This is a genomic window from Enterococcus malodoratus ATCC 43197 (genome assembly GCF_000407185.1).
Lineage (GTDB): Bacteria > Bacillota > Bacilli > Lactobacillales > Enterococcaceae > Enterococcus_A > Enterococcus_A malodoratus.
Genome location: NZ_KE136483.1, coordinates 974,163 through 992,857, shown reverse-complemented (window position 1 = coordinate 992,857; position 18,695 = coordinate 974,163). Strand labels below are relative to the sequence as shown.

General features: G+C 39.0%; 17 protein-coding genes. 9 read left to right on the top strand and 8 right to left on the bottom strand.

Going from position 1 to position 18,695, the window contains the following annotated elements; genetic code table 11:
* Positions 1-44 precede the first annotated feature (44 nt).
* Positions 45-833 (top strand): Cof-type HAD-IIB family hydrolase, encoded by a 789-nt coding sequence (locus I585_RS20280; RefSeq protein ID WP_010740153.1) that lies wholly within the window; start codon positions 45-47, stop codon positions 831-833.
* Positions 834-865: 32 nt separating this feature from the next.
* On the opposite strand, the gene I585_RS20275 is transcribed toward I585_RS20280, so the two are convergent.
* A complete protein-coding gene (locus I585_RS20275; RefSeq protein WP_371198710.1) occupies positions 866-2,191 on the bottom strand; it encodes a citrate/2-methylcitrate synthase in 1,326 nt (441 codons plus the stop codon).
* A gap of 187 nt (positions 2,192-2,378) precedes the next feature.
* Here I585_RS20275 and acnA point away from each other — a divergent pair, with 187 nt between their 5' ends.
* Together acnA and icd are read left to right on the top strand one after the other, a co-directional pair.
* A complete protein-coding gene (acnA, locus tag I585_RS20270) occupies positions 2,379-5,030 on the top strand; it encodes an aconitate hydratase AcnA (RefSeq protein ID WP_010740155.1) in 2,652 nt (883 codons plus the stop codon).
* On the top strand, positions 5,030-6,262 hold the full coding sequence (icd, locus tag I585_RS20265) for an NADP-dependent isocitrate dehydrogenase (protein WP_010740156.1): 1,233 nt from the start codon (positions 5,030-5,032) through the stop codon (positions 6,260-6,262). The genes acnA and icd overlap by 1 nt, the downstream gene beginning before the upstream one ends.
* Positions 6,263-6,466: 204 nt before the next feature.
* Here the strand turns inward: icd and I585_RS20260 are convergent, their stop codons facing one another.
* Both I585_RS20260 and I585_RS20255 read right to left on the bottom strand, forming a co-directional pair.
* Positions 6,467-6,694, bottom strand: a complete 228-nt coding sequence (locus I585_RS20260) for a hypothetical protein (RefSeq protein WP_010740157.1) — start codon at positions 6,692-6,694, stop codon at positions 6,467-6,469.
* A gap of 117 nt (positions 6,695-6,811) precedes the next feature.
* On the bottom strand, positions 6,812-7,288 hold the full coding sequence (locus I585_RS20255; protein ID WP_010740158.1) for a GAF domain-containing protein: 477 nt from the start codon (positions 7,286-7,288) through the stop codon (positions 6,812-6,814).
* Positions 7,289-7,633: 345 nt separating this feature from the next.
* Between I585_RS20255 and I585_RS20250 the strand changes: the two genes are divergently transcribed.
* Together I585_RS20250 and I585_RS20245 are read left to right on the top strand one after the other, a co-directional pair.
* The gene (locus I585_RS20250; RefSeq protein ID WP_010740159.1) at positions 7,634-9,043 is read left to right on the top strand and encodes a peptidoglycan DD-metalloendopeptidase family protein; all 1,410 of its coding nucleotides are present in this window, start codon (positions 7,634-7,636) and stop codon (positions 9,041-9,043) included.
* A 94-nt stretch (positions 9,044-9,137) separates the two neighbouring features.
* Positions 9,138-9,848, top strand: a complete 711-nt coding sequence (locus I585_RS20245; RefSeq protein ID WP_010740160.1) for a DNA alkylation repair protein — start codon at positions 9,138-9,140, stop codon at positions 9,846-9,848.
* Positions 9,849-9,892: 44 nt separating this feature from the next.
* Here the strand turns inward: I585_RS20245 and budA are convergent, their stop codons facing one another.
* The 4 genes from budA to I585_RS20225 all read right to left on the bottom strand — a co-directional run bounded on the left by budA (position 9,893) and on the right by I585_RS20225 (position 13,833).
* On the bottom strand, positions 9,893-10,606 hold the full coding sequence (gene budA, locus I585_RS20240; RefSeq protein WP_010740161.1) for an acetolactate decarboxylase: 714 nt from the start codon (positions 10,604-10,606) through the stop codon (positions 9,893-9,895).
* An 83-nt stretch (positions 10,607-10,689) separates the two neighbouring features.
* Positions 10,690-12,342 (bottom strand): acetolactate synthase AlsS, encoded by a 1,653-nt coding sequence (gene alsS, locus I585_RS20235; RefSeq protein ID WP_010740162.1) that lies wholly within the window; start codon positions 12,340-12,342, stop codon positions 10,690-10,692.
* 141 nt (positions 12,343-12,483) lie between these two features.
* Positions 12,484-12,948 (bottom strand): tRNA (N6-threonylcarbamoyladenosine(37)-N6)-methyltransferase TrmO, encoded by a 465-nt coding sequence (gene tsaA / locus I585_RS20230; RefSeq protein ID WP_010740163.1) that lies wholly within the window; start codon positions 12,946-12,948, stop codon positions 12,484-12,486.
* 60 nt (positions 12,949-13,008) lie between these two features.
* On the bottom strand, positions 13,009-13,833 hold the full coding sequence (locus tag I585_RS20225) for a MerR family transcriptional regulator (RefSeq protein WP_244266031.1): 825 nt from the start codon (positions 13,831-13,833) through the stop codon (positions 13,009-13,011).
* 178 nt (positions 13,834-14,011) lie between these two features.
* On the opposite strand from I585_RS20225, the gene I585_RS20220 reads away from it, so the two are divergent.
* The 4 genes from I585_RS20220 to I585_RS20205 all read left to right on the top strand — a co-directional run bounded on the left by I585_RS20220 (position 14,012) and on the right by I585_RS20205 (position 16,925).
* Positions 14,012-14,875 carry an SPL family radical SAM protein gene (locus I585_RS20220; RefSeq protein ID WP_010740165.1) on the top strand — a complete coding sequence of 288 codons (864 nt, stop codon included), beginning with the start codon at positions 14,012-14,014 and terminating at the stop codon, positions 14,873-14,875.
* 79 nt (positions 14,876-14,954) lie between these two features.
* Positions 14,955-15,227 (top strand): hypothetical protein, encoded by a 273-nt coding sequence (locus tag I585_RS20215; protein WP_010740166.1) that lies wholly within the window; start codon positions 14,955-14,957, stop codon positions 15,225-15,227.
* Between the two features lie 23 nt (positions 15,228-15,250).
* Positions 15,251-16,177, top strand: coding sequence for a LacI family DNA-binding transcriptional regulator (locus I585_RS20210; RefSeq protein ID WP_010740167.1), 927 nt, complete (start codon positions 15,251-15,253; stop codon positions 16,175-16,177).
* Between the two features lie 301 nt (positions 16,178-16,478).
* The gene (locus tag I585_RS20205) at positions 16,479-16,925 is read left to right on the top strand and encodes a hypothetical protein (protein WP_010740168.1); all 447 of its coding nucleotides are present in this window, start codon (positions 16,479-16,481) and stop codon (positions 16,923-16,925) included.
* A 71-nt stretch (positions 16,926-16,996) separates the two neighbouring features.
* On the opposite strand, the gene abc-f is transcribed toward I585_RS20205, so the two are convergent.
* Positions 16,997-18,493 carry a ribosomal protection-like ABC-F family protein gene (gene abc-f / locus I585_RS20200; RefSeq protein WP_010740169.1) on the bottom strand — a complete coding sequence of 499 codons (1,497 nt, stop codon included), beginning with the start codon at positions 18,491-18,493 and terminating at the stop codon, positions 16,997-16,999.
* Between the last annotated feature and the right edge of the window lie 202 nt (positions 18,494-18,695).

The following is an 18,695-nucleotide window of genomic DNA, read 5'->3' as shown; positions in this document are numbered from 1 at the left end:
TTCTTTTATAATTGGTGTAATCGAATTCACTTAGGGGTGTTAAAATGGAAAATTACCGCGTGGCTTTTTTTGATATTGATGGCACTTTGGCTGATAATCAACTACCGCACCATTTATCATTTGCTGAACGGGTGCCTGATTCAGCAAAACGAGCTTTACGAAAACTAAAAGAAAATAATATCGAGCCTGTTATTGCATCGGGGCGCCATTATCAAACCTTAACAGGATTAGCAGAAATTTTGGGTGTAAACAGTATTATTTCATCTAATGGTAACTGCGTACACTATCATGGACAGATGATTCATCAGAATATTATTCCGCCTACTATGCTGAAAAAACTAGTTGACCATTTGCATGAACAAAAGATTGAATTTTTAATTGAAACATCGCAAACAATCTATTGTTTCGAGAGTAATAAATATCATGGAGATCATCCCGCGGATAAAACCTTTTTGAAGACAGGTGAGCCATTACCTAAAAATGTTCTTCAACTGATTGTCCCTTGGAATGAAGCAACTGATTTCAAATTAGGAACGGATTCTCCCTTAATCGCGGAAAAAGTGGCCCCTGTTGCAGCGAATATCCATTTGAAAACAGGAACAAAGGCAGAGGGAATTCATAGAATTTGTGATGAAATGGCCATCACCGCTGAACAGGCGTTAGCTTTTGGTGATGAAGAAAATGATTTTACAATGTTTGATGCAGTGGGGTTTCCAGTAGCGATGGGCAATGCCTCGCCTGCTTTAAAAGAAAAAGCCGCTTATGTAACGGCGTCTGTCTCTGATGACGGGATCTGGAAAGCCTGTATTGAGCTAGGCTTAATCTCTGAATAGAAAAAATCCGTCAGAAAATCTGACGGATTTTTTTAACGTTCATTAATATCTTGATATTCACGATCTTCGGAAACTTCCATATAAGCCGGTCGAATAATTTTTTGTACATTAATCAGCTCTTCGATGCGGTGGGCTGACCAACCAACAATTCGAGCAATCGCAAACATCGGCGTATAAAGTTCTTGCGGCAAATCCAGCATATTATAAACGAATCCACTAAAGAAATCGATGTTTGCACTGACTCCTTTGTAAACCTTGCGTCTTTCTGAAATAATCTCTGGTGCTAACCGTTCAACTTTACGATATAAATTGAACTCCGCCGAAGCTTCAGAACCTTTTTCAGCTGCCAATTTCTCCACATAACGTTTAAATATTTCAGCTCGCGGATCAGATTCAGCATAAACCGCATGTCCCATTCCATAAATCAATCCCTGTTTATCAAATGCTTCCTTGTTTAATATTTGCTCTAGATAATTTCTTATCTCGTTCTCATCTTCACAATCGTTGACGGTCGCCTTCAAGTCTTCCATCATTTGCGTCACTTTGATATTAGCGCCTCCATGCTTGGGACCCTTTAAAGAACCCAACGCCGCTGCGATTGTCGAATAAGTATCTGTACCACTGGAAGTAACCACTCGGGTTGTAAAGGTCGAATTGTTACCTCCGCCATGTTCCATATGTAAAACTAGTGCCATATCAAGTGTTTGTGCTTCTTGGAAGGTGTATTTTTTGTCTGGGCGTAGCATCGTCAAAATTGCTTCCGCAGTACTTAAGTTTTCATCCGGGCGATGAATGTACATGCTATCCCCTTTAGTATAGTGATTATACGCGTGATACGAATAAACAGCGATCATAGGGAACGTCGCAATTAGTGATAAACTTTGATCTAAAACATTCTCAATACTGATGTCATCTGTTTTTCTATCATAACATCCTAATGTCAGGACACTTCGAGACATCATATTCATGATATTATGTGATGGCGCCTTCATAATAACATCACGTACAAAGTTAGTTGGAAGTGTTCGTCTTTTGCCTATTAAAGCCCTGAATTCTGCCAATTCTTCTGTACTGGGTAACGAGCCAAATAATAACAAGTAGCTAACCTCTTCGAACCCTAAACGTTCCTCTGATACAAATCCATTCACTAACTCATTAATATCGATTCCGCGATATCGTAATTCTCCATATTTAGAGACGATTTTATCGCCATCCATGATTTGCGGATGAATCGTAGAAATATTGGTTAAACCAGCCAAAACACCTTTGCCGTCAAGGTCGCGCAACCCTTTTTTAACATTGTGTTTCCTATATAAAGAAGCCTCTAAAAAGTCCTCTTTTCGGCATACCTCAGCCATTTGGTTCAAATCTAACATCATTGTGTCCTCCTAACTTCAATTAATTTACAATCGGGTTAAGAAACATTATAACACCATTGGCGTAAAATGAAATACTTTTAATAATTTCATTTACTTTCTTTTTTTTTATTCGTATAATATAGCCATCTGATTTTTAAACGATAACGTATTTAGGAGGGATTTTGTATTGGACTGGAAAAAAGAGCTTTTCGTCAATGACGAACATTATACATACTTTGATCTTTCATCAATTGTCAATACGTACCAGAAAAAAATCGCTGAGTATCCATACAGCATCCGAGTATTATTAGAAAGTTTAGCTCGTCATCAGGAGATTACTGATTTAGAGAATTTAATTGCATTTGATGCGAAACAACCATCAGGGGTTGTTCCCTTTCGTCCGTCACGAGTAGTCTTACAAGATTTTACAGGCGTTCCAGCAGTGGTAGATCTTGCCGCAATGCGCGATGCTGTTGTAAATCTGGGCGGCGACCCAAGAGTCATCAACCCTGAAATTCCCGTTACATTAGTCGTGGACCATTCTGTCCAAGTCGATTGTGCTGGTACTGAGGAAAGTCTTGCCTATAATACAGAAAAAGAATTTGAACGCAATCATGAACGCTATCAATTTCTAAAATGGGCGCAACAAGCCTTTGACAACTTTGAGGTCGTTCCTCCCGAAACAGGGATTATTCACCAAGTCAATCTTGAATATTTATCAGATGTCATTTTAAAGAACGATGACAATTTGCTTTTCCCTGATTCTTTAGAAGGAACTGATTCCCATACAACCATGATCAATGGATTAGGCGTTCTTGGTTGGGGCGTTGGCGGAATTGAAGCAGAGGCGGCAATTTTAGGTGAGGCTTCCTATTTCCCAACACCAGAAGTTATCGGTGTAGAACTGACCGGGACACTAAGTTTAGGTGCAACAGCTACAGACCTAGCACTCTATTTAACTGAACTTTTACGTAATGAAAAAGTTGTTGGGAAATTCGTTGAATATTTTGGGGCTGGGTATAAAAGTCTGAGCCTCTCCGATCGGGCAACAATTGCCAATATGGCTCCTGAATACGGAGCGACTTGCGGATTCTGTCCAATTGATGAAGAAACATTAAGTTATCTTCGCTTGACCGGTCGCTCTGAAAAACAGGTTAAATTGGTCGAAGTCTATGCAAAACAAAATAATCTCTTTTATGATGGTTCAGAGACGCCGGCGTATACACGAGTAATCAAATTGGATTTATCAACTGTTCATTCATCAGTTGCTGGTCCTAAACGACCGCAAGACCGGATTCTATTAGCTGATGTCTCAGAAAATTTCCAGACATCCCTGACTAATCCAAGTGGACCAAAGGGATTTGGTTTATCCGCCGATGAGATTGATCGTATAGAAACCATTAGTGGAACAGACAATTCGATTGAAACTGGGGATTTAGCTCTGGCTGCGATCACCAGCTGTACAAATACTAGTAATCCTTCTGTAATGGTTGCGGCAGGCTTATTGGCGAAAAAAGCTGTGAATTTAGGGTTAAAGGTTCCTTCGACTATTAAAACATCCCTAGCGCCCGGATCAAAAATCGTCACGCAATATTTGGAAAAGGGAAATTTATTAGAACCTTTAGCTGCGTTAGGTTTTGATATCGTTGGTTATGGATGTACAACCTGTATTGGTAATTCTGGCCCTTTAGCTGCGGAGATCGAAACAACCTTAAAAGAAAGCGAACTAGTTGTTTCTGCTGTACTATCGGGAAATCGAAACTTTGAAGGGCGTATCCACCCATTAATCAAAGCGAATTATTTAGCTTCACCGCCACTAGTAATTGCTTATGCTCTTGCCGGCTCGATCAAAAAAGATCTGACAAAAGAAGCACTCGCGACGATTGATGGAAAAGAAATCTATTTACAAGATTTATGGCCTTCACAAGAAGAAGTAAACGCCTATATCAATGATTTCTTGAATCCAGAGGACTTCCGAGAAGCCTACAGTAACGTTTATCAATCGAATGAACGCTGGAACAAAATCGAAACCTCTGAAGGTGACTGCTATGACTGGGATGATGCGTCGACCTATATCGCTAACCCGCCTTTCTTCAAAGACCTTGGAAAAACTGCTAATGATTCCAATGGCCTAACAAACTTGCAAGTTCTTGCCAAATTTGGGGATTCAGTTACTACCGATCATATTTCTCCAGCTGGTAATATTGGGCTTCAATCCCCAGCAGGTAAATATTTGAAAGATCATGGTTTAACTTATAAGGATTTTAATTCATTCGGCTCTAGACGTGGTAATCATGAAGTTATGATGCGCGGAACATTTGGAAATATTCGAATTCAGAATCAATTGACCCCAGAAATAACCGGTGGCTATACAAAGTTGTCCACTACTGGTGAAGAATTACCAATTTACGATGCGGCAATGTACTATCAAAAGGAACAAATTGGTACCGTGATTCTTGCAGGGAAAGATTATGGGATGGGCTCTTCCCGTGATTGGGCTGCCAAAGGTACGAATCTTCTAGGTGTTAAAGCCGTATTGGCGGAAAGCTATGAACGGATTCATCGCAGCAATTTAGTTATGATGGGCGTTATTCCTTTTGAATACCTGCCTGGCGAAACAGCACAATCCCTTGGCTTAACTGGTAAGGAAAGCTATAGCTTTGACTTCCCTGCTGAACCATCAATTAACCAAATCATTGACGTAACGGCTATCGGTGAAGATGAGCTTCATTTCAAAGTGAAATTACGCTTTGATTCTGAAGCAGATATCGCATATTGGAAGAACCAAGGAATTTTACCGCTAGTTATTAATAAAAAAATGCAAAAGGAGCAAGCCTAATGACAAACACGCTAAATCCTGTTATTCCTTGTATTGAGGGCGACGGCATTGGTCCTGAGATATGGCAAGCAACACAAAAAGTTGTTGATGCCGCAGTCTCTTCTGCTTATCAAGAAAATCGTAAAATTGAATGGCTGGAAATTCTTGCTGGCGAAAAGGCCTTCAATCAGACGGGAACTTGGCTTCCAGATGAAACGCTAGAAGCTATTAAAGAACACAAAATAGCAATCAAAGGTCCTTTAACGACTCCAATTGGAGAAGGGTTTCGTTCATTGAACGTTACTTTACGTCAAGAATTGGATTTATATGCTTGTGTTCGTCCTGTTCGCTACTTTCAAGGTGTTCCCTCACCGCTAAAGGAACCGGAAAAAACCGACATGACGATCTTTCGCGAAAATACGGAGGATGTTTATGCTGGTATTGAATTTGCTAAAGACTCAAAAGAAGTGAAACAGCTTTTGGATTTTTTAACCGCCCAATTATCCGTCACAAAAGTTCGTTTTCCGGAAACAAGCGCGTTGGGAATCAAACCGATTTCGCAGGAAGGAAGCGAACGTTTGATTGCAGCTGCTATGGATTATGCGATCGATCAAGGTAAAAAACGTGTAACCATAATTCATAAAGGAAATATCATGAAATTCACTGAAGGCGGCTTTAAGAATTGGGGCTATGATTCTATTGAAAAGAATTATCCTCAAGCTTTCACTATGAATCAATATAAGAATATTGCGGCCGAATCGGGTGCTGAGAAAGCCGTGGACGCTTTAGAAGAAGCTAAAAAAGCCAATAAAATCATTGTTGACGATGTCATCGCTGATAATTTCTTACAGCAGATCCTGCTATACCCGGAAAAGTATCAAGTTGTCGCTACAACAAATCTTAACGGTGATTACATTTCTGACGCTTTAGCTGCACAAGTCGGCGGCATTGGTATCTCGCCTGGTGCGAATATCAATTATAAAACTGGGCATGCGATTTTTGAAGCAACTCACGGAACGGCTCCGGATATTGCTGGTAACGGTTGGGCGAACCCTTGCTCATTACTTCTTTCCGCCACCATGATGCTAGATCATCTCGAATGGTATGAGGCCAGCAAAAAGATAACAAAAGCGATCGAGTCAGCTCTTCAAAACAAGCAAATGACTCATGACTTTGCTCAAATGTTGGGTATCGCGGAATTATCTACTGCTGATTTTGCCGATTGCTTAATCGATACAATTAAAAAGGCTTAGTAAAACAACAAAGCTCCGATGAAAGATCTATTCTTCATCGGAGCTTTATTAATGATCAAATCAGTCGACTCTTTTTCTTGATAAATTATAAGAAAAATGATTGTGTTATTTAATAAATACTCGTCATTTTTATCCATAATCTCGTACAAAAAAATCACTCAGAAACCTTAAAAAAGTTTCTGAGTGATTTTTTTAATCGGCCTGTTAACTAAAGAAACACTCTTTAGAAACAATCCCTGCGATTTCACTATATTTAATTAGTACTTGACCATTTACTTGGTCAATCTTATCTGCATCCAATCCGTAAAAGCGCTCAACATTCACGATGCAGCCATTACTTTCTTTACGGATGATCTCTCCAATGATCGGCCGAGCAAAATCAGTTTTACGGCATTCATAGCTCTCTCCTATAATAATCGCTTCTTTATTCATTCAACCACCTCATTAATGTTTTATACTACACTTATATAGTAGCATTAAGCGGAGTAAAAAACCACATTAAGAGTGTTATTTGTTAATTAACCATCTTTTTAAGCAATAATCATAAATTTAGTTTATATTTTCCAGCAATAACGCTACATATTGCTCTAAGTAAAATTGATCCATTTGATCATACATACCAATTTCTGAACTATCTAGGTCTAACACACCCACTAATTGGTCTCCCTTCTTCATTGGTACAACAATTTCTGAACGCGCTGCAGAATCACAAGCAATATAATTTTTATGTTCCAAAACATTTTCTACGATTATGGTTTGATTTTTTTCGGCTGACTCACCGCATACCCCTTTTCCCATCGCAATATGAACACACGAGACATTTCCTTGAAACGGTCCTAAAATCAGTTCATCGTTCTTGAACAAATAGTATCCCGCGAAGACTGTCTCCTGTAATGTTTGATTCAGCAAAGCCGATGAATTTGCCAAATTTGCGATTAGATCTGTTTCTCCCTCGAGCAATGCTTTTTGCTGTAAAAGTAATAATTTATACGCTTCCTCTTTTGCTTCTTGATTTTTCCAACTCATAAAAATTCCTCCTACTTTGACTTTCCCTTATCGAAAATAAATTACTTAAGTATACCATTTGTTTTAATTCTAATTATCTAAACATGAATGATAACTTTTGGTTTATTTTACCCTAACCCTAGGAATAACTCCATTGATTAAAATATTGCTATTTCACTACAAAACCAACTCTTAGATTCAATAAAACGCTTGCTTGTCAAGTGAATTACCACTTATTTTTACCAGTTAAATATTTCATTATCATTACAATCAATACGGTTAGATAAAAATTCAAATACTTTAAACTTTTTATTCATATCTTCTTATATAATTGAATCCGAAAGATGAAAAAAGTGAGGGAATCCATTGATTAAGTTGAAAAGATATACGGCACTAACTTTATGTGCCTTGACATTAACCACTACCCCATTAAGTGCATTGGCAGATGAATACGATCAAAAAATTGCCGATCAAGATAAAAAGATCTCTGACTTGCAGCAAACGGAGCAATCTGCAGAAGATCAAAAAGCAGCAGTTGAGCAACAAGTTGCCGCTGTTGAAAAAGAAGTAAATGATGTCTTGAAAGAAAAAACCAATGAAGAAAAGAAACTGAGCGACTTGACCGCTAAAATTGGTATCCTTCAAGAAAAAATTCAAAAACGCGACGAACAAATCAGAAATCAGGCACGTGATGTACAAACGAAGCACGATTCTGCTTCTGTTGTTGATGCTGTAATCAATTCTAAATCTGTTGGTGAAGCCGTGAAGAAAACAATGGCCGTATCAACGATTTTAACAGCTAACAAAAATATCATGGAGCAACAAACAAAAGACAAGACTGAACTTGAAAAGCTTGAAAAAGAAGCGGAACAACGCTTGCAAGTAATCAATGAAAAGACTGCCGAATTAAAAGCAAAACAAGACCAATTAGTACAAACCAAATTGGATCAGCAAGTAAAACTCAATGAGATCCAAGCAAGTATCGCGACTGAAAAAGATCAAAAAGAAAAATACGAGACCCAAAAAGAAGAAGCTGAAAAGAAACGCCAAGCAGCGTTGAAGGCTTTAGAAGAGCAACGTAAAAAAGAAGAAGAAGCTCGTGAAAAAGCACAAGCTGAAGCTGAAAAACAAGCCAAAAAAGCAGCTGAAGAAGCTCAAAAAGCTGCCGAAGAAGCTGAGAAACAAGCAGCGGCTGCTGAAACTGCTAAACAAAAACAAGAAGCTGAAATTGCTCAGCTGGAAGCACAGCAACAAGAACAACAGGCGAAGCAACAGCAAGAGCAAGCTCAAACTGTTACGGATACTGGTGCTGCACAAGTCACAACTAATCCAACAGCTCCTGTAACAAATGAGTCAAAACCTGCTGCAAACAGCAGTGGCTGGTCTTCACCTTTATCGATCGGCTTAGTAGTCACTAGCCCATTTGGTCCTCGTCAAGATCCGACTGGAGCATCTGGCACACAACACGACGGTATCGATTTCGCGGGCTCTGCTGGTACTCCAATCATGGCTTCTAAAGGCGGAACAGTTGTTGAAGCAGGATTCCACGGGTCAGCAGGTAATCATGTTATTATTCAACACTCTGACGGTTATTATTCATACTACATGCACATGGTATCTGCACCAAGTGTTAGTGTTGGTTCAGAAGTCGGTGCAGGTCAAGTTTTAGGCGGTATGGGAACAACTGGTAACTCAACTGGTGTTCATTTGCACTTTGGTGTATCTACTGCTTTATGGTCAGGTTTTGTTAACCCTGCCCCACTATTAGGTGTTTAAACAAACGATTTAAAAAAAGTGTAGAACAATAATCAGAATATATCTGATCATTGTTCTACACTTTTTTATTTTATTAATAGAAAGGAAGCAGCTAATGACTATTGAAGAAATTGTAACTCTTTTGAAAAAATTCTCTTCTGAAAAATTTAAGAAGAATATCATTAAGTTAGGAATTCCTGCTGAACACACGATTGGCGTCCCGACTTCTGATTTGCGAAAGCTGGCCAAAAAAATCCCTAAAGAAAAAGATTTTCTAATCGAGCTGTGGCAAACAGACTATCATGAATGCAAGATATTAACTGTTTTAGCACTCAATCCTAAAGACTGTACAACTGAAGATATCAACTTTTTTATGGATGGAATCATTTCCTGGGATCTCTGCGATCTTTTCTGTAAAAATATTTTGATCAAGCAAGCAGATTTCGACCGCTTTATTCAGGGGTGGATCGATTCAAAAGACTTATTTTATAAGCGTGCAGCATTTTCCTTAATCGCCAGTACATCAACACATGCTTCCCTATCCATTACAGAAATCAAAAACTATCTGGACTTGATCGCGATACATTCAGATGATGATCGTTTATTAGTAAAGAAAGCCGCTTCCTGGTCTCTGAGAGAGTTAGGTAAAACGAATGATGAAGCAAAAGATTTAGCGATTAGGACTGCAGAAGAAATGCAAAAGCAGGATTCAAAAGCAAAACAATGGATCGCTAAAGATGCCCTAAAGGAACTGATACTTTTAGTGCAGGCGCCTGGACGTTCACGTCTGATCTCTTCAAAATCAAAAATGGGAAAAGAAGTTTAAAAAGCTACCACACCTAGGAAATTTTCTTAGATGTGGTAGCTTTTCTATTCGGCTTCTTCAATATCTTTTGTGATATCGTCTAGCTTTATTTCATTTTTTAAATAATCCGCATTTTCTGTTGGAAAATGTTGGCGAAACTCGGCTAGTTCCATTAAATCAATCTTTCCATCCGTTAACTCAAAATCTAGGACATGTCCGCCGAATTTACGATCGTCACTAATAAAATGCAAGTGGAATCCTGCTGCCGCTGCGCCTTGGAATAAGTTAGGCGTAAAGAATCCCACGATCGTACCTGCAATATCATCTGCTTCAAACTCAGGTTGATGCCGCGCAATTTCAACGAAGCGTGGATAAGGTTTTTCTTGCTTAGGCGCAACACGCACATGCATGTGTTTGAATGTGCCCTCTATTTTAACAGCCGCAAATAAATTGTGGCTGACTTTTTCTAAAATCGCCGCTTTCACTGTATCATCAGAACTATTAGCTAAAGAGAACTGTTCGTCTGATTCAAAGTTAGTTACTGCCGCATAGGGTGTCAACTCATCACCAGTTAATTGATTGATCTTTCCCGTTTCATCTGCATGATAAATCACACCATCTAAGAAAATGATCTCTCCGTTTGAGCCTTCTAAGGTGCCTAAACCAAAATCACCATAATTTGATAAGGTCCCGATTTTTTCAGTACCATCCATTAAATCCTGCATCAATCCGCCAAGTGTTCCGTGTTGGTAGATATAACTTTTTGTCTTCACTGTCATAAGTAGTCCCTCCTGCTTCAGATTACTGTATCCATCCCTCTCAATGGAAGAATATATGTTCATTCTGCTAATAAGCAGTCCTCTTAATAAAATTGGTCCGGCAAAATCGTTTTGCCTAGTTCTTTGTTATCAGAGTAATCGATCGGAATATCGATGATCACAGGACCATCGGTAGCTAATCCTTCTTGGATTGCTGCTTCTAATTCTGTTTGTGATGTCGCACGTAGTCCTTTTGCTCCGAACGCTTCTGCATATTTTACAAAATCAACCGGCCCAAAATGGACGCCTGATGAACGATCGTATTTCATTTCTTCTTGGAACTCCACCATATTATAGCTGCCGTCATTCCAAATCAGATGAATGATTTTTTGCTTCAAACGGACCGCTGTTTCAAGCTCTTGAGCAGAAAATAGGAATCCGCCATCTCCCGAAACAGAAAATATTTGTGTGTTTGGACGTACCAAAGCTGATGAGATTGCCCATGGTAATGCGACGCCCAATGTTTGCATTCCGTTGCTGAATAATAAATGACGAGGTTCATAACTGCGGAAATGACGAGCCATCCAAATATAGTGACTTCCGACGTCCACCGTTACGGTCATTTCATCTGTTACATTTTTTTGTAAAGTATCGATCACTTCTAATGGATGCACGCGACCTTCAACCGTTTCACTCTTCAACTTACCGTTCGTTAATTTTTCTTGCAAAGTTGAAAGATAATGATCGGCATCAGCAGATACTTGATACGTATCGATTGAGTCACTCAATTTTTCGATCGTTTTCGCAATGCTGCCAATCAATTCTGCTTCTGGTTGCATGTATTGGTCAATTTCCATTGGTACTTCATCTATGACCACAATACGCGCATCTTTTTCTGCATTCCAGTTTCGTGCTTCATATTCAATTGGGTCGTAACCGACTGCTAATACCAAATCACTGCGTTTCAACAGCATGTCACCAGGCTGATTACGGAACAGCCCGACACGGCCGAAGAAATGATCTTCTAAGTCGCGGGAAATAATTCCAGCACCTTGGAAGGTTTCGACCACTGGCAATCCAGTTTTTTCAACTAATTTTCGGATTGCGGCGGTTTCTTTTTTACCAGATGCGCGCATTCCAACTAATAGTGTCGGTAATTTTGCTTCATGGATTCGTTTCACTAAATCCGAAATATCTTCCTCTGATGCTGTTCCTAAAATCGGTGCAGACAAAGGCTTGATAGCTTCTCCTTTGACCTCACCATCCGTTACATCTTGAGGAATCGACAAGAAGCTGGCACCTTTTTTTGCAGTCTTAGCGATGCGATATGCGTTCGCTATATTTTCTGATAATGTTTCTGAATCTTGAATTTCTGAACTATATTTTGTAATAGGTGCAAACAGTGCTGCGTTATCCATGCTTTGATGGGTTAATTTTGAAAGATCCGAACGTTTCACCTGTCCAGCCAGTGCTAAAACAGGATCACCTTCCGCTGTAGCAGTAACTAAACCTGTTGCTAAATTACTTGCTCCAGGACCGCTAGTCGCGATGACAACACCTGGTTCTCCGGTCAGACGTCCAATCGCCTGTGCCATAAATGCTGCATTTTGTTCATGACGGGCTAAGATTAATTGTGGTCCATGATCTTCCAATGTATCAAAGACTCCATCGATTTTGGCACCGGGAATCCCAAAGATGAATGGGACGTTATGATTTTCTAAACTAGTAACAATAATTTCTGAACCTTTCTTGCTCACTGTATTACATCTCCTTAAAATCTGTATCATTTACATTTGATAATATAGCACCAATGCATTTATTTATCAACAATGAAACACCACGATTAATTGTTTTATCAAAATTCAAAAAAAGAAGCCTCATTTCTGAGACTTCCCTTTTTACTCTGGAAAATTGAATTCTGCTCCCCAATCGAAACTACCTGAACTCTCAAAACTTTGCGGCCAATGCGCGCACCAATCTGGCCCCTTAAAGGTTTCTAATACATCTGAACTTGCTGTATACGGTTTAATATCCAGAATCGGACTATCATCTTCGGCATCAAGATATTCCAGATAGACTTTATTTCCTTGTATCTTAATAATTTTTGCGGCTGATAAAGCAATGGGATTGGGTCTGACAGGACCTCTTGTTGCAAATGTCCCTAATTCTTCTGGACCGTTCGTGTATGGCTTGCTGACTGTAGTTCCTCTAAGCTCAGGAATGTCCAGATGATGAAACCAATACAAGACATAAAGATGACTAAAATCTTCTAAACCAATTAATCCGTCCTGATATTCGGGAAGAACTTCTAAATAAGTCCCTTCCTTTGATTGCTTCACTTTACCGATTTCTTTAATTTCCATCATAATTCCCCCAATTTTTTTATTGAGTCGCGACCTCTAATTAGAAGATAAATCCTCACGCTACGTGAGAGTCAAGGGGATTAATGGAATTTGAAGTTCAGTCAGATATTCTTCTGGGTTGTCCGTATGCTCCGGCCCCACATGACAAAATTGTCGGGTGGCTTTTACCATTTCAAATTCAGGGTGTTCATCCAACCATTTGGCAAATGACTGATAAGCCTCCGGAAGCTGATGATAATTCCCTTCCACATACATAATTGCTGCCTGTTCAAGTTCAGGCAGCCGCCTCCTCTGCAAAGGCTCTTCAACTTCTTTATCTGAAATAATTGCGACCTCTACATCTACGCCCTCTTCCAAATATTCTTTATCATGAAAAATCGTTAAATTTTGATCAGCTTCTGGCGGAAATGCAATCTGCTGATTTTCCAATACTTCCATGAAGTCTTCCCAAAGCAGCCCTTCATGATAGAAGCTTTTTATTTTTTTGCGCAAGCTGATCACTGAAAATGCTGGGATTTTTTTGATCGTCACTTGATATTTGTCCTGATGCTGCATTCGCTGGATCATTTGATGAATTTGCTGCTGACGATATTTATCCCGCTGGATTTCTTTTTCAATTTCGCGATCTTTTTTCAATAATGCCGCAGTAAAAATTTTCGGATCTTCTTGAACTAAGCTCTTTATTTCTTTTAACGAAAACTTCAACTCCCGCAACAGAACTATCTGGGCCAAAACCTCTAATTGTTTCACTGAGTAGTACCGATAGCCAGATTCCTCATCAACCAATTGAGGATGAAGCAAGTCGATCTCATCATAATGGCGCAACGTACGAATTGACACCTGTCCAAGTTGGGAAAACTCACCAATTTTCAGCAATAAAAACACCTCCACTGCCTATTATACCGATACTTTTGATTGTTATCAGCAAAAATTTATGAGATAATAAACACGAACATTTGTTCTTTACTTTGGTAGTTTTTTCCCTTTGTAAAAAAATTAAGAGAGAACTGTACTTACTACTTACGCTAAAAAATCTATTTTAGTACGAATAAGGAGATGGGCCATGCATTATAAAGAATATAAGACGATTTTGTCAGCAAAAAATGGATTGAATCTTTTCCGCGGTTGCACACACGGCTGCATTTATTGTGATAGCCGCAGTGATTGCTATCAGATCAATCATACCTTCGAAGATATCGAGGTAAAGGCAAATGCCTTGGAGATTTTCGAGCAGGAACTGCAAAGACGGCGAAGACCTTGTATGATCGGCACGGGGGCGATGACCGATCCTTATATTCAGGCGGAACCGCGGTTAAAAATCACCCAAGGTGCGTTAGAGCTGATCGAAAAATATGAATTTGGAGTGGCGATTCAGACAAAATCCGCGCGAATCTTACGTGATTTGGAACTACTGAAGTCGATCAATCAAAAAACCAAAGCCGTTGTTGAAATGACATTGACAACTTACGATGAAGACTTATGCAAAATCTTAGAACCCTACGTCTCTACTACTAAGGAACGTTTTGACACATTAATGAAATTTAAAGATGCCGGGGTGCCAACTGTGGTTTGGTTATCTCCTATCTTGCCATTCATCAATGACAGCGAAGAAAACTTACGAGGTATTTTAGATTATTGTATCCAAGCTGGTGTTAAGGGAATTCTTTGTTTCGGCTTTGGCGTGACAATGCGGGCCGGTAATCGTGAACATTACTATCAGCAGCTCGATAAACATTTTCCTGGCCTGAAGAAAAAATACCAGTATAGCTTTGGCGATAATTATGTCTGCAACAGTCCCCGTAACGATGAATTAATGTCAATTTTTGTCGAGACCTGTCAAAAACATGGTATCCTTTGGAGGACGGAAGAAGTATTTCGCTATATGCATGAGTTTGAAGATAAACGTGAACAACTCTCCCTGTTTTAAAAAATAAAATAAAACGCTTGCTATGAAACTCGTTTCATAAACTATACTTCCCTTGTAGAGAAAAAAGGAGGAATATTTTATGAATACTTATGTGAAAGTTCAGCAAGCCGATACACAAGAACATTTTCAAGTTTCCCTGCATTTTTCTGATGATCAATTGAGACTCGTGAGAAGCCGTGGGTTTAGACGCCCGATTATCCAAAAGCTTCAACTGTCTGAAATAAAAAATCTATTCATTAATGATCTATTGGGTTGCCCCGTCGTCAGCTTCTTTTATCAAGATCGTCGTTATACTTTTTATCAGTTTGGTCCCGCCGTCATTGAATATTTAAAAGAGCATTTAGTCGCTTAAGAATTTTAGAAGAGGTGTTTCTCATGGCAAATATCCGCGACATCGCAAAAATCACTGGTTACTCCGTTTCAACAATTTCTCGCGTCATCAACAATCATCCATACGTCGATGATGAAAAGCGCGCGAAGGTTTTGGAGGTAATGGCTGAGTTAAACTATGTTCCCAATCGTTCTGCTCAAAATTTGAGCTATGGTAAGACGAAAAATATCGGAGTAATCATTCCGTTTGTTAACCATGCTTATTATGATCAAATGTTAAGCGGAATCATGAACGCTGCTTTTGAGCATGGTTATCGAATCAGTCTCTTGCCGACGAATTATGATCAGAAATTGGAAAAAAGTTACTTAGCGGAATTTGCGACTCGCTCATTTGATGGATTGATCGTTACGACCAAATCAAATCCTGTGGAGACCTTTCTTGATTATCAAAAATACGGACCCATAGTTTTTGGCGAGGAAATTCCAGACGCGGATGTTAGCTGTGTCTATATTAATTTGAAGCAATCTTTAAGAGAAGCCTCTGCCTATTTAAAGAAAAAGGGTGTTAAAAACCTGGGAATGACTCTAGGCAGAAGTAAGAATATTAGCCACAACTCAAAAGTCACGCTTAAGATCGTGAGAGAGTTTTTTCCCGATTTTGATGAAGAGAACATTATTTGGGATTGTTTTACTTATTCTAATGATGGACTACCCGCTGCGAACTTTTTCAAAAAAAGACATGTTGATGGAATACTTACGATTGGTGATGAGATCGCAGCGGCTATTTTGCAGCTGTATACCGACATTGATCGTCCACTGGTCATTGGACGAGAGAATTTATTGATCAGCCAAGTGATGCAGTTTCCTACAATTGATCATCACCTAGCGGAGTGTGGAAGGCGTGCCTTTGAAGTTCTTATTGAAAATAGAAAAACGAAGATTTGTATTCCGCATAATTTTATTATTAGATAATCCCACAACCAGCTGAGCTAATTTTTCAGCTGGTTTTTGTATGAACATTTTTAACCCAAATTTTTGGATTTTCGTAAACTTTTTGTATGGAAAGGAAACTGTACATCGGATTAATAAGCGCTTATACTTAGAGTATGGAAAGTTAGCTTTCCTCACGTACGATACGACCATTCGAAATATATCAAACAAAATACTACCTTTCAAAAAAATCAATCGATTTTTCGGATACTCCGGCCTACAAATTTACTCACTCTCTCTCCACTCGCATCGAGCATATTCTCATTTATGAGGAGGAAAAAACATGAAAAAATCAACACTTTATACAGGCCTATTTTATGTTTTGATTGGTGTTATCAGTTTATTGATTGCGATAACTACAGAGTTTCGGCTCGAGGGATTACTATGGGGCATCGCTGGAGCAGGAATCTGTCCGGGCTTTGTGATGATTCGGAACTATTTCTATTGGACAAAACCTGAGCATAAAAATGATTATGATAACCGTTTAAAGAATGAGGAAATCAATTTAAAGGATGAACGAAAGATTATGTTGCGTGATAAAAGCGGACGAATGGCCTATATAGCTATGTTGGGCTTACAGTGTGGATTAGTGCTCTGCTTTTCAATTTTAAGTATCCTTGGTTATTTCAATCCTTTCTCTAAATATGCATGTGTCGGTTTAGGTCTATTAGTTATCATTCAATATATTTTAGGAGTAGTTGTCTATCGCCGTTTAAGTAAAAATTTGTGAATAGTAGAATTGTATGACCAATCACCGAATAATAAAACCGCCTGTTGAAGTGAATCTCCAACAGGCGATTTTTATAGACGAACAATTTTATCACTGACCTTTTTAACAAAATAATCATCATGTTCAATCAAAATCATCGTGGGCTTAAATTGAAGCAAAAGCTCCAAAATTTGTTTTTGATTGAACACATCTAGATAATTCAAGGGTTCATCCCAAATGTAAAGATTTGCCCTTTGTGACAATGATTTTGCTAGTTCAACTTTTTTTCGCTGCCCCATACTCATGTCTTGGATTCGATTGGCAAACACACGCCGTTCCATTCCCAATTTTCTCAAATTATTCAAGAAGTGCGAATACTCTAATCCCTCTTTTTCAGCAAAGTCTTCTAAGGTTCCTTGGTTATTCTCATAATTCTGACGAACACGGCTGATTTTAAGCCCGCTAGCTCGTTGAATACTCCCTTCTACCTTACCTGAGAATTCACCCAATAAAGCTTGCAGCAAAGATGTTTTTCCACTGCCGTTTTTACCAATGATCGTCAAACACTCACCACGCAATAACTCAAAATTCTTGTCTTTAAATAAACATTTATCTGAGTAAAAGAGTCCCAGCTCTTCAACTTGCAAGATTCGGCGATGATAGCTTTCTTCATAGTTGATCCTTAATGCATCCGCAGACTCAATATTTTTTAACAATTTTTCCTTTTCGCTGATTTGCCCCTCCACGCGTTGAACAATTGCTTTAGAGCGTTTCATCATACGAGCTGCATCTGCACCAATCGCCCCTGGACTAACTCTGCGATATTCGGTATCAATGAATCCTTTCGATTTATTTGTCTTATCTTTTTCTCGTGAAGCGGACCACTCCGCTTTTTCTTGAGCTGTTTTTTGCAGTCGCTGAATCTCTTTTTTTAGTTTACTGTTCTGAGCTTGTTCGAAAGCATCCCGTTGTGCCTTCTGTTCTTCATAGGTTGAAAAATTTCCTTGATAAAGGATCAATTGATTTTTTTCAATCGCTAAGATATGATCGACTGTTTGATCCAAAAACGTTCGATCATGACTGACCACTATATATCCTTGCTTTTTTTTCTTGAGGTATTCAGCCACTTGCTGCCGACCTTTCATATCTAAGTGATTGGTCGGCTCATCAATCAGTGGAAAGGAATGCTCATCAAGAAATAATAGTGCTAAAAGAACTTTGGTTTGTTCCCCGCCCGATAACGTATGAAAAGGTCGCCAGAGTATATCCAGATCACAATTCAACAAGGTTAATTCCCGTTCCATTTTCCAAATTTCCAGCTCTTCTGTTTCAGATAATGCATAATAGGTTAATTCGCTTGGATCATAAATTTTTTGGGGAAAATAGCTCATCTCTAGCTGGTGATTGATTTGACCTTGATAGGGCAGTTCGCCTCGCAATAACTTCAATAATGTTGTTTTACCGCGACCATTCCTCCCAACTAAACCAAGCTTCCAATCACTAGCGATATTTAATTGAGCGTTGTCGAAAAGCAATGTTCCTAATTGATCGTAGCCAAAAGTTAAATGTTCGATTTTTATATTTGTCATAATAAACACCTCGCTTTGACTTCAAATGAAGCCAAAAAAGACCCAGTTATCTCCGAAAAACTGGGTCACAGAGCTATTTTTAGACAATAAGACTGTACATAAAATAAGCCTTTTTGCATAAAAAGAATCCCAATGATCATCCACCAATTTTTCGAAAATCTGCACACTGCTCCCTTAGTCTCCAGAGGCACAGTCTTAATGC